Origin of the sequence: Burkholderia sp. BCC1208, from assembly GCF_902833095.1 — a bacterium.
GTDB lineage: Bacteria > Pseudomonadota > Gammaproteobacteria > Burkholderiales > Burkholderiaceae > Burkholderia.
Window position 1 is genome coordinate 64572 of record NZ_CADFDY010000009.1, and the last position, 11759, is coordinate 76330.

The window sequence follows — 11759 nt, forward strand, 5'->3', positions numbered from 1 at the left end:
TCGCCGTTCGCTTCCTCAGCTTGACGTTCGCCGCCCCGTATTAGCGAAATCACTGGACACGATTAGCGCACGAACGGACACCATTAGCAGTATCTACGAACTTCAACACGTGAACACGCATATAGGGATGCGCCGGGCGCGCGATTTTGTGGCTGACGATCGTGGCGGAACGTCTTTGCTCGTGGCCCGGAAACTGCCCGACTTTTCCGACTCTTGCCATGCTGCCACCCGCCCAGTGGCACCGTTACCGTTGAGCAGCGAGCAAACCGTGCCTGACTAGAGCGGCGTCCGTGCTGCTTTTTCGGAGCAGGTGCAAGTTTTGCTCAAATGGCTGGCCGTCATTCACCTTTAGACAGAGGGCCAGCCATGGCAAACGCGAACCAGACGCAGCGCATCAATCCTGACCGCGACGAAGCTGATAGTTCGTCAGCGACCGGCGCCATCGCCCTACTTGAGTCTGACCATCGAGCGGTCGAAAAGCTGTTCACTATTTTTGAAAGAACCGCCGACGAGGACCTCGATGCTAAGCACGCGCTCGTTAGAAGAGCCTGCGAAGAGTTGACCGTCCACGCGATGATTGAGGAACAATTTCTTTACCCAGCTGCGCACGATGTGCTATCCGGCGACCCGCAAAAGAAGGTCGACGAAGCCTACGTGGAGCACTTCCTCGTGAAGACGCTCATCGAGAAATTCGAAACCCTCAAGCCCGGTATGGAAGGGTTTGACGCCACTTTCAGGGTACTGATGGAAAACGTCCGGCATCACATCAAGGAAGAGGAGACGGAGCTCTTTCCAGAACTACACTCATCGGGACTCGACATTGCCGGACTTGGTCGCAAGCTCGCACAGCGAAAGGCGCAACTGGAGGCCCGACTACCGAAAGACGCCGGCGATCGGACATGACCGACGACCCAAACATATCGGTAGTCGCCAGCGAATAGACCACTGCCGTGTCGCGCGTGGGTGGGCGACGATGCCGCACGGATTGTCGTGACCGACCCACAACCGGTCGTGTGGGACGAGCGACTATTTCTGATGCCTCACGTCGGACAGTCTTAGCGACATCCTGATGAACTGCTAGAGTTCGCGACGATTGGCCGGCGAGGTCGCGCAACGCGGCGGCGTGGCCGCATCGTCGCTCCCCTTCCACGAAGCGAAGGGATGGGTCCACGGCCGACGTAGCGACGGCAACCGGTGCCGTCATGCACCGGCCACCGCGCCGCTGCCCCGAACACCGCGTTACCCGGCCTCGTCCGATAGTGCGACAGACGCCGCGTGTTGACCGCCACCGCCTCGCTCCGCTGTCGACCCCTCGCTCCGGCGGTAAGCGATATCGGCCCCGAGCGCGTGGAGGAGCGATCGGCCCTTCTTCGTCAGATACGCGCGCCGGCGGCCGGGAGCGCCATGTTCGAGCATGACGAGTTGTCGTTCGAGCAACGCATCGAGTTCGGCGCGATTCATGTCGAGCTGATCGGGCGCCTGGCACACCAGCATCAGCGTCGCGAATTCGTGCGGGCTCAGCATGGCCGCCTCCCGTCGCGCACGGAACCGCCGCCAGCAGGCGTGACGCGGAAAAACGAAACAGGGTGCGGCACGTGTCCAGCGGTGACGACGCGACGGCGCGGCAGCTTCGGTCGGCCGACCGCGGCGGGTTGGGCCGCGCGACGCAACGCGAATGGCTTGCGCGCGGCGCGTGCCCGAGCACCGATCGGCGCGAAGCGACCGTTGCCGTTGCGCGCGACCCGCAGGCCGGCTGGCAGGCCCTTGACGATGCGGGCGACGCGTCGTGGCCGGCGGCCGGCTTCCGTCGGCCGATCGGAGGTAAAGAAAGGATCGTTCATGATTCGCTCCCGGTTGGACCTCGCACGGAGGGCGAACCGGACCACGCGCTCCAGTTCGTCGATCCGCGAGAGGGCTCGCTGACAAACAAATCGAAACACGCAGCGCGTAAGCCGCGACTGCCTGAGCGATACCAAAATAGGACGGCAAGCGCGGATTTCAAGCGCCGTTTTGCGATGATTCGCGCGGCCCGGCGCGGCCACCGTCGACGTCGTACCGTCGCGCGTCGCAGGGCATCGCGAGACGAGCGACGGTCGGACGAACGCGGTTTCTGGTTGGAAACATTTTGTTACACATGCGCTTTCCTGGCCCTCTTGAAGCGCGCTTACCGCGCCACTATTTCGCTTTTCGCCAATCGATGGCACGCCGGTGCGTCGCTGTCTTTATGCGTGCAGGCGCCGGCGGATTCCCTTTTCCAGGTGATCTCATCGCTCAGGAGATGAAAATGCAGATTCGTCCCCTCTACGACCGGGTTATCGTCAAGCGAATCGAACAGCAGCGGACGACAGCCTCCGGCATCGTGATTCCCGATTCGGCCGCCGAACGGCCCGAGCAGGGTGAAGTGATCGCGGTCGGCAGCGGCCGGCTGCTCCAGGACGGCTCGCAGCGCCCGCTGCAGCTCCAGGTCGGCGACCAGGTTCTCTTCGGCAAATATGCAGGCCAGACCGTGAAGGTGAACGGCGAGGAACTGCTCGTGATGCGCGAAGAGGACGTCATGGGCGTACTCGAACCCGAATCGCCGGCTGCCAGGAAAGCGGCCTGAATGCCGATTCGGCCGCGTCGCACGGGTGAGTGCCCGATGCGCGCGGCATCCCGTTCAACGACTGTATCCGGAGCAAGAAAATGACCGTAAAAGACGTGAAATTCCGCGATGGCGCCCGCCAGCAGATCGTCAAGGGCGTGAACGTGCTGGCCGACGCGGTGAAGGTGACGCTCGGCCCGAAAGGCCGCAACGTCGTGATCGAGCGCGGTTTCGGCGCGCCCGTGATCACGAAGGACGGCGTGTCGGTCGCGAAGGAAATCGAGCTGCAGGACCGTTTCGAGAACATGGGCGCGCAGATCGTCAAGCAGGTCGCGTCGAAGACGGCGGACGTGGCCGGCGACGGGACGACCACCGCCACCGTGCTCGCGCAGGCGATCGTGCAGGAGGGCATGAAGCACGTCGCGGCCGGCATGAATCCGATGGATCTGAAGCGCGGCATCGACAAGGCCGTCGGCGCGGTGCTCGACGAGCTGCGCAAGCTGTCCCGACCGATTTCGACCCACAAGGAAATCGCGCAGGTCGGCGCGATTTCCGCGAACTCGGACGACGCGATCGGCAAGATCATTGCCGATGCGATGGAGAAGGTCGGCAAGGACGGCGTGATCACCGTCGAGGACGGCAAGTCGCTGGAGAACGAACTCGACGTGGTCGAAGGCATGCAGTTCGACCGCGGTTACGTGAGCCCGTATTTCATCAACGATCCCGCGAAGCAGGCGGCGTATCTCGACGATGCGCTGATTCTGCTGCACGACAAGAAGATCTCCAGTATCCGCGACCTCCTGCCGATCCTCGAAGCGGCGTCCAAGGCCGGCAAGCCGCTGCTGATCGTCGCCGAGGACGTCGAGGCCGAAGCGCTCGCGACACTCGTCGTGAATTCGATGCGCGGCATCCTGAAGGTCGCCGCCGTCAAGGCGCCGGGTTTCGGCGACCGGCGCAAGGCCATGCTGGAGGATCTCGCGATCCTGACCGGTGCGACGGTCATCTCGGAGGAAACCGGCAAGCAGCTCGACAAGGCCACGCTCGAGGATCTTGGCAGTGCGAAGCGTATCGAGGTGCGCAAGGACGATACGATCATCATCGACGGCGCGGGCGATGCGGCGCGCATCGATGCGCGCGTGAAATCGATTCGCGTGCAGATCGACGAAGCGACGAGCGACTACGATCGCGAGAAGCTGCAGGAGCGTGTCGCGAAGCTCGCGGGCGGCGTGGCGGTGATCAAGGTCGGCGCAGTGACCGAAGTCGAAATGAAGGAGAAGAAGGACCGCGTCGACGATGCGCTGCATGCGACGCGCGCGGCGGTCGAGGAGGGCATCGTGCCGGGCGGCGGCGTCGCGCTGCTGCGTGCGCGCGCGGCGCTGTCGGACATCCGGGGCGCGAATGCGGACCAGGACGCCGGCATCCGGATCGTGCTGCGCGCGCTGGAGGCGCCGCTGCGCGTCATCGCGGCCAACGCGGGCGACGAACCGTCGGTCGTGGTCTCGAAGGTGCTCGAAGGCAAAGGGAACTTCGGCTACAACGCGGCGACCGGCGAGTACGGCGATCTGGTGGAAGCCGGCGTGGTCGACCCGACCAAGGTCACGCGTACCGCGCTGCAGAACGCCGCGTCGATCGCGAGCCTGGTGCTGACGACCGATGCGACTGTCGCGCAAGCGCCGAAAGAGAGCAGCGCCGAGCCGGCTCCCGCGCCCGAACTCGGCTACTGAGCTGCATCGCAGGCCCGCCTGCGATCGTCGAACAGCCGCTGGCCGGAGCGGCTTTACCCGGCGCGCGCGACAGCGGGGAGCGTCGCGCCGCTTTTTTCATGTTTGCGAGACCAACCATGAAGCTCGAACTTTCGATCGACTCCAGGCCGCTGCACGTCGAACTCGACGACGTCATCGCCGGCCTGCTCGCCGCGCGGCTCGGCCTGCCGCCGGAGGGCGACCATCGCGGTGCGATCGGCCGCTACCTCGGCGACGCGGCGGGGCCGTGGACGCTGGATGACGACCATATGCGCAAGCGCGTGATGCGCCGCCTGATTCTCGACATCGCCGATCCGACGCTGGTCATCCAGTACCTGATGGCCGACCAGACCGACCAGACCGGCCCCGGCGAAGCAGGCGCCTGATGCGCGCCGAACGCGCGTCCGTCCGTTCGACGACGCATCGAGCGCTTCCTGTCGCTTCGCCGGCGCGCCGGGATCCTGGGCGCGCGCCCGGGAGCTTCGAGTCAGGCGCCGTCCGGCTTGCCCGGCTTGCGGCCTTGGGGGGCCGGCTGGCCCGTGCCGAGTTCGGCACCCGTCACCGGGTCGCTGTTCGGGTCGGAGGCGAGTCGCCGCGCCATCGCTTCGACGGCGTCCGCCTGCTGCGGCTCGAGCATGCCTTCCGGAATACCGCTGCCGCCGTCGACCGCGGGTTCGGCGGGGCGGATTTCGAGTTCGCCTCCGTGGTTCCATGGCCCGACCAGCGGTGCGGCGTCCGGCTGCATCCGGAAGTACACGTGATCGTACGGCGCCTTCGGCGGCAGCTTGCCCGGCGGGAAGTTCGCGGTGATCGCATACAGCGCCTTCTCGAACGACATCTGGTGCGACACCTCGCGCGTCATCAGGAAGCCGAGCGCGTCGCGAATATCCGGATCGTCGGTCACGTTGATGAGCCGCTCGTAGATGATCTTCGCACGTGCTTCGGCCGCGATGTTCGAGCGTAGGTCTGCCGTCGGTTCGCCGATCGTGTCGATGTACGCGGCCGACCACGGCACGCCGCCCGAATTGGTCAACGGTGCGCCCGCGCCGTACAGCACCTGCGTCACGTGGCTGTCGTTGCCCGCGCCGTGCAGCTTGCGGTACAGCTCGGCCTGTTCGTCGACCGCTTCGGCCAGTTCGCCCTTGGCGCCGCGATTGAGCATCGCGGCCATCGAGCCGATCACTTCGAGGTGGCTCAGCTCCTCGGTGGCGATGTCGAGCAGCATGTCCTTGCGGCCGGGATCCTCTTCGGTGATCGCCTGCGTGAAATAGCGCATCGCGGCGGCAAGCTCGCCTTGCGGGCCGCCGAACTGCTCGAGCAGCAGATTGGCGAGTCCTGGATTCGGCGCGCCCACGCGCACTGTGTACTGAAGCCGTGTGTTGTGGATGAACATGGCATCTCCGTGGAAAGGGTTGCGCGACATTCGCCGGATCGAGACAGCACGAATCGATCCCATGGTCGGCCGCCCGATCCAGCGCATGCGCGATGCCGACCGGTGCGGGCTGCGGCAGGCCCGGCTTCTCGTGGATGCGGGTGCGGTTCCTCGTGCGGCACGCGTGCATCGTGCCGACGGGCGGTGGCCGGGCCGGGCATGGATCGGCGCCGGGCGACGAAGCAGCAATCGTGCGGTCGGCGCGCGACGGGCAGCGTCTCGCGGGCGAAGCTGCCCGCCGCCGATGCAAGGACACCGCATGCGAATACGGCAGAGACGGCGGCGACTCGGGCGCGCGTCGCGTGACCCGCAACCCTGGTCGCCGGATTTTCAAGCGGTTGTCATTTCAACAGCCTGCCGGGCAGCGCCACGCCGGCCTGAATGCGCGCCGTGCGGCATGTCGACGGTGCGCGGGACCGAGCGTCTCGGTGACGCGTGATGCCGGATTCACAAAGGAGTACAGATGACGACGCGCGACGGAAACGCGGTGCCTCCGCATTGCCGGTGAGTCGGACGACGGCAGGCGCGCGGGCCGAGCGGCCCCCGCGCGCCTGCCGGCTCATCGCGCTTTCAGCATTTCGTCGGCGAGCCGATAGGCGCTGACCGCGCGCTTCGATTCGTAGTCCGCGATCGTGGACACGTTGCGACCGGCGTCACGCGACAGTAAACCTTGCAGTGCGGCGGCGGCGAAGAAATCGCGAAGATCCGGCGTAACGGATTTCGCCTCCGGTGGCGCGGCTTCGACGAGCGGATCCGGCTTCCAGAAAACGGGCGACAGCGGCGACGATTTGGATAGGGCGGCTGTCTGTTTGATGCTCACATTCTGGGACAACGGTGTCATTTCTTCCCCTTCGATCAGGTATCAAGTGGCGAAGCAGCGGAATATCCCCGATTGAATGAGCGAGCATCGTTTCGTTCTTTTCTGAGCGGTACTAACGATTGATCGACGCGAATGTTCGCCGGTAATACGAAATCCGTCAAAGAAAATAAATTGGCTCCACCTCGCGGTCGAACGAGCAGGATTCGTTCCCGCTCCGGGGAGGGCCGAAGCGGCGTTTTTCGCGCGCCGGAGTCGATGGTATGTCGGCACGGATGACGTTCCGGTGACGCGCCGTGGGCATCGTCGATTCCGGGTTTTCTGGCACCGACGGCGGTCGATATGGTGCGATTTATCCCGGCACGAACACGCCCATCGCCGCGACCGCCATCGCGAGCGTCGCGAGCCATCCTCCCCATGCCAGGGGGCCTTTGACGGCAAATTCGCCCATGACCCGCTTGCTTCTCGCCATCAGCATCATCACGACCATGATCGGGACGGCGCTCACCCCATTGATGACCGCACTCCAGTAAAGCGCGCGGATCGGGTCGAAATGCATGAACGTGAACGCGATTCCGCCGACGGTCGACAGGGCGATCACCGCATAGAATTCGGGTGCGACGCCCAGTTCTAGCGCGAGACTGTTGCGCCAGCGAAACGTGCCGGCCGCCGCATAGGCGGCCGATCCCGCGAGCACCGGCAGCGCCAGCAGGCCGGTGCCGACGATGCCGAGCGCGAACAGCACGTACGCGAAGTGGCCGGCAAGCGGCTCGAGCGCCCGCGCGGCGTCCGCCGACGTTTTGACGTCGATGTGATGCGCGTTGAGCGTGGCTGCCGCCGTCAGCACGATGAAGAATCCAATTACGTTCGATACGCCCATGCCGAACCACGTATCGAAGCTGATCCGGCGCAACTGCGCGGGCGCCTGGCCCGGCATGCGCCGCAGCGGCCTCTGATTCGGCACGGCGCGCAATTCCTCGACTTCCTGGGACGCCTGCCAGAAAAACAGATACGGGCTGATGGTCGTGCCGAGTACGGCGACGACCGTGGTCAGATAAGCGGCGCTCAGCTGCGCATGCGGCCGCACGATCGCGCGACCGACCTCGGCCCAGCTGACGGGCACGATCAGGGCGACCGCGACGTAGGCCAGCAGCGTCAGCGCCGTCCATTTGAGCAATCGCGAGTAGCGATCGTACGGGACGAAAACCTGCAGTACGACCGACACGCCGCCGAGGCACACGATGTAGAGCTGTTGCGGGCCGGGCAGCAACAAATTGACGGCGGCACCCATGGCCGACAAGTCGGCCGCGATGTTGATCACGTTGGCCGTGATCAGCAGCACGACGGTCCCGTACAGCAGCCATCCCGGGTAGTGCCTGCGCATGTTGGACGCGAGGCCCTTGCCCGTCACGCGGCCGATTCGCGCGCTGACCAGCTGGATGGCCGTCATCAGCGGGTACGTCAGCAGCAGCGCCCACAGCAGTTCGAAGCCGAATTGCGCGCCCGCCTGCGAGTACGTGCCGATACCGGAAGGATCGTCGTCGGCGGCGCCGGTGATCAGGCCGGGGCCCAGGCGACGGACCCACGTGACGGCGTTCGGGTCCGGTTCCGTCGGCTCGGGCTGAAGCAAATCGTTGTCGTTCATGATGGCGCGCCTCCCGAGGAGTGCAGCAGGCGCAATCGCCGTGCCCGCTCGACGGGCGCCTCGCGCGGGGCGGCCCAGGCGGACGCCCTGCGGTCCCGGTTTGCCCGCGATACGACGGCGCGCGACGGGCGTTACGTCGAGCTACCCGCACCGCCGGCGGGCGAGACCGTCGCGTGCATCGCCTGTTCGAGAAGGACATGCGCGGCTTGCCACGCGCGCGCGGCAGCCGCGGAGTCGTTGAACGCCCGCGCTTCGACCGTGGCGCCGTCCAGCAGCATCATGAAGACGATCGCCAGCCGGTTTGCGGTTTCCGCCGGCACGAGGGCTTCGATCAGTTCGGCGATCCATTCGACCATTTTGCGACGATAGCGGATCGCGACATCCGAGATCGGCGCATAAGCGGTGCCGAATTCGGCCAGCGCACGCTCGAACAGGCAGCCGGCAAATTCGGGCGTCCTGAACCATGCCGCGTACCAGTCGAAGATGGTCTTGACGCGCTCGACCGGATCGACGACGTGCTGCAACTGCGCGTCGATGCTGTCGACGATCAGGTCGTAGCGCTGGACCAGCACTTCGCGGATCAGTTCGTCCTTGCTCGCGAAATGCCGGTACAGCGTCATTCGGGCGACACCGGAATCGTCGATGATCCAGTCGACGCCCACCGGGTGGAATCCGTGCCTGGAGAACAGTTCGGTCGCTTTGTCTACCACCAGCTGGCGTTTGTTGGCTCGCACGAACAGCTTCCTCCTCGATATTTCAGCAGCATAGACCGATTATTCTAGCATCGTGCCGCGCAACGGAATCGGCTTCCCGGCGCTGTCCGACGGCATTGCCGCCATGGCAACCATGCTTGCCGAGCCGGTCATCAAGTTATCTTGACTATTAGATAGACCGATATGTATCATTTGGAAACCGTAAGCAGCGGTAGGTATTGTGCGGATTAAAGAGACGGAACAGGGCGGGGTCCCGCTTGCCGTTTTTCGCCGCATCGGATGCTGCAACGATGTTTCAAGTCGACAAGAGAACCTGAGAGAGCCTTGGCATGCGGGCCCGCGCACGATCTTCGCTGCGTCCCGCACCAGCCGGGGGCAGGCTCGCGGGCGAGCGCGCGAAGCAATCCGGCGCAAATAAAACGTGGGGAAAGCACAAATGATTCGCCGTTTACTCGCACCGGGGCTGCTGTTGCTGTTGGCCGCGTGCGCGCAGGATCCGTCCATCACGAGCAGGACCGTGCGGATCTGCGACGACACCGGTTGTTCCGATCGCCCTAAAGATCAGGTCTCCTATCAAAAAAAGGACGATTCGGACGACCGCGACGATCCGCGCATCGCCGCGCTCAAGCAAACCGCGAAAGCCCAGCCGAAGGCCGCCTACGACCTCGGCCTGCGCTACTTCCGCGGCGACGGCGTGCGCCAGGACAGCTACCAGGCCCTCAAGTGGATGCGCGAGGCCGCCGAACACGGCGACCTGAACGCGCAGAAGGCCCTCGGCAGTTTCTACCTGTTCGGCCTCGAGGAAATGGGCTCGGATGCGCGCGAAGCGGAGAAGTGGCTGTCGATCGCGGCGGCTCGCGGCGACAAGGAATCGAAAAAGCTGCTCGAGCTCGCGCGCAAGGCGAAGAAGGGAGACGAAGACGACTGGAAATGGCGCACGCAATGGCGTGATGTCTATTACGGCTACTGGTATTCGGGCTATCCGTACTACGGCGTCTGGAATCAGACGTCCTGGTACTACTGACCGAGCCTGAAGCAACGGGGGCAGCCGCGGGGAGACCACCATCGCGCGCCACGCCGGGGGGCTTATCGAAGTTCGCACGGACACATAAGCCGAACAACGACTCTAATCGATCGACAACGACATGAAGACCAACCTTTCCCAACGTCTCATTCAAGGTGCGCTGGTTGCAGCGCTTGGCGCGTCCGTCGCGGGGTGCGGCGGCGTGGTGACGCCCGGCGGGCAGAACGCCGGCGTGACGGGCGCGGCAGCAGGCGGCGCGAGCGCCGGCGCCGATTCGGGGCTGCAGCGCTGCACGTCGCCGCTCGGCACGATCGCGGTCGATGACGGCCGCAACGCCGACTGGTGGGGCCCGTTCGGCAGCGCGACCAAGATGACGACGATCGACCCGCTGCTGCGCCTGGCGGTGCAGCAGTCGAACTGCTTCGTGATCACGTCGATCGGCAACCAGAAGAGCGACGCGCGCCTGTCGCGCATCACGCAGTTGCAGCGCAGCTCGGGCGAATACCGCGCGGGCTCGAAGCAGCAGAAGGGGCAGCGGGTCGCGGCCGACTACTACATGGAGCCGCAGATCGTGATCAACGACTCGCCGATCGCCGGGATCGGCAGCATGATCGGCGGGCTGATCGGCAACAGCGCGATCGCGGCGGTGGCGGGCCACCTGCAGACGAAGGCGTCGGTCGTGACGCTGACGCTGTTCGACGTGCGCTCGGCGGTGCAGATCGCGGCGTCGGAAGGCAGCTCGACGGCGACCAACTACGGCGCGGCGCTGGGTGGCTTCGGCGGCGGCGTGGGCGGTGCGCTCGCAGGCTTTTCGTCGACGCCGGAAGGCAAGGCGACGGTCGTCGCGTTCATCGATGCATACAACAAGATGGTCGTCGCGCTGCGCAGCTACAAGGCGCAGGACGTCAAGGGCGGCCTTGGCCGCGGCGGTCAGCTCCAGGTCAACTGACGTCGTGGGGCCGGCGGGGGCCGCCGGCCGAGCGGTTCAGGCGAGAAAGTTGCTCGACATCTCCTCGACGCCGTCGCGGCGAGCGCAGGCGCAATTGGAACACGTGCGGGCCCCCTGATCGACACATGTCGACGCAGGCGGGTCTTCGCTCCGGACTGCGTATCGTGATCAATCAGGTGACGAACAAAAGCGTCTTCACTTGCCGGATCGCTATATGCAGCGCCTCATATCGTCCGACGAGCGTCTATACTTTTTGATCGTCATGTCGGCGCCGTGGGCGCTGGCGATTCTTCGCTATTGCCGGATTCGCGCCAGTTCTGCCATCACAACGGTGCTCGCCCATGCGCGGCGCTGGCTTTGAGCGCCCGATAGCCGCGAGAAGGCGCTGGCACCAGGAATGCCCGGCCCGTTCGCGCGCGATCAAATACTCCGGAGGTGTGTCATGACCTGGATCGGTACGTGGCGTAATCAATACGGCTCCACGCTTTCCATCACGGACGACGAGGAGGGCGCCATCCGTGGCGTATTCAGCACCGCGTTGCAGGACAGCGCCTTCTTCGGTCACGATCTGCCTGTCTCAGGCGTCTGGTTTGGCGATTGCATCAACTTCGCGTTCGGCATGTCGAATGACGTAGCTACCGCGATCTGTTCTTTCACCGGCATGCTGCGTGACGGCAAGCTGGAGACGGTATGGCATGTCGTGACCAGCAAGGCGCCTCGGCAAGGCTCGCGATCGTCGGAGTTTGGATGGGCACATGCCGTCCAGACCAATGCGGATACATTCCAAAGAGTCGCCGCGTAACGTACCCGCAAAATCGTGGTTCGGAGCGATTGTAAGCCGCGATGCCCGTCGCCG

At 64.9% G+C, this 11759-nt stretch carries 14 protein-coding genes; 8 read left to right on the forward strand and 6 right to left on the reverse strand.

Features of this window, described 5'->3' with window-relative positions; all coding sequences use genetic code 11:
* The first annotated feature begins 366 nt into the window (after positions 1–366).
* Complete coding sequence (locus tag HWX09_RS21735; protein ID WP_034185512.1) at positions 367–903, forward strand: hemerythrin domain-containing protein; 537 nt, start codon at positions 367–369, stop codon at positions 901–903.
* Between the two features lie 336 nt (positions 904–1239).
* Here HWX09_RS21735 and HWX09_RS21740 read toward each other — a convergent pair whose 3' ends face one another.
* The gene (locus HWX09_RS21740; RefSeq protein WP_027786202.1) at positions 1240–1524 is read right to left on the reverse strand and encodes a hypothetical protein; all 285 of its coding nucleotides are present in this window, start codon (positions 1522–1524) and stop codon (positions 1240–1242) included.
* Positions 1518–2042 carry a hypothetical protein gene (locus tag HWX09_RS33670; RefSeq protein ID WP_227789563.1) on the reverse strand — a complete coding sequence of 175 codons (525 nt, stop codon included), beginning with the start codon at positions 2040–2042 and terminating at the stop codon, positions 1518–1520. The genes HWX09_RS21740 and HWX09_RS33670 overlap by 7 nt, the downstream gene beginning before the upstream one ends.
* 242 nt (positions 2043–2284) lie before the next feature.
* Here HWX09_RS33670 and HWX09_RS21750 point away from each other — a divergent pair, with 242 nt between their 5' ends.
* The 3 genes from HWX09_RS21750 (at position 2285) to HWX09_RS21760 (ending at position 4709) form a co-directional block, all read left to right on the forward strand.
* Positions 2285–2602 (forward strand): co-chaperone GroES, encoded by a 318-nt coding sequence (locus HWX09_RS21750; RefSeq protein ID WP_006482399.1) that lies wholly within the window; start codon positions 2285–2287, stop codon positions 2600–2602.
* 80 nt (positions 2603–2682) lie between these two features.
* On the forward strand, positions 2683–4305 hold the full coding sequence (gene groL, locus HWX09_RS21755; protein ID WP_027786201.1) for a chaperonin GroEL: 1623 nt from the start codon (positions 2683–2685) through the stop codon (positions 4303–4305).
* A 116-nt stretch (positions 4306–4421) separates the two neighbouring features.
* Complete coding sequence (locus tag HWX09_RS21760) at positions 4422–4709, forward strand: hypothetical protein (RefSeq protein WP_027786200.1); 288 nt, start codon at positions 4422–4424, stop codon at positions 4707–4709.
* A gap of 101 nt (positions 4710–4810) precedes the next feature.
* On the opposite strand, the gene HWX09_RS21765 is transcribed toward HWX09_RS21760, so the two are convergent.
* The 4 genes from HWX09_RS21765 to HWX09_RS21780 form a co-directional block, all read right to left on the reverse strand.
* Complete coding sequence (locus tag HWX09_RS21765; RefSeq protein WP_027786199.1) at positions 4811–5716, reverse strand: manganese catalase family protein; 906 nt, start codon at positions 5714–5716, stop codon at positions 4811–4813.
* Positions 5717–6314: 598 nt separating this feature from the next.
* Positions 6315–6596, reverse strand: coding sequence for a hypothetical protein (locus HWX09_RS21770; RefSeq protein ID WP_027786198.1), 282 nt, complete (start codon positions 6594–6596; stop codon positions 6315–6317).
* 328 nt (positions 6597–6924) lie between these two features.
* Entirely contained in the window at positions 6925–8217 is a 1293-nt protein-coding gene (locus HWX09_RS21775) for a divalent metal cation transporter (protein ID WP_027786197.1), read from the reverse strand.
* Positions 8218–8348: 131 nt separating this feature from the next.
* Complete coding sequence (locus tag HWX09_RS21780; protein ID WP_027786196.1) at positions 8349–8951, reverse strand: TetR/AcrR family transcriptional regulator; 603 nt, start codon at positions 8949–8951, stop codon at positions 8349–8351.
* 415 nt (positions 8952–9366) lie between these two features.
* Here HWX09_RS21780 and HWX09_RS21785 point away from each other — a divergent pair, with 415 nt between their 5' ends.
* The 4 genes from HWX09_RS21785 to HWX09_RS21800 all read left to right on the forward strand — a co-directional run bounded on the left by HWX09_RS21785 (position 9367) and on the right by HWX09_RS21800 (position 11705).
* Positions 9367–9954 (forward strand): tetratricopeptide repeat protein, encoded by a 588-nt coding sequence (locus HWX09_RS21785; protein WP_027786195.1) that lies wholly within the window; start codon positions 9367–9369, stop codon positions 9952–9954.
* Between the two features lie 121 nt (positions 9955–10075).
* Positions 10076–10903: a hypothetical protein gene (locus HWX09_RS21790; protein ID WP_027786194.1), complete on the forward strand. Its 828-nt coding sequence runs from the start codon at positions 10076–10078 to the stop codon at positions 10901–10903.
* A 214-nt stretch (positions 10904–11117) separates the two neighbouring features.
* Positions 11118–11264, forward strand: a complete 147-nt coding sequence (locus tag HWX09_RS21795) for a hypothetical protein (protein ID WP_155257382.1) — start codon at positions 11118–11120, stop codon at positions 11262–11264.
* Between the two features lie 81 nt (positions 11265–11345).
* Positions 11346–11705, forward strand: coding sequence for an avidin/streptavidin family protein (locus tag HWX09_RS21800; protein WP_027786193.1), 360 nt, complete (start codon positions 11346–11348; stop codon positions 11703–11705).
* Positions 11706–11759: the final 54 nt, after the last annotated feature.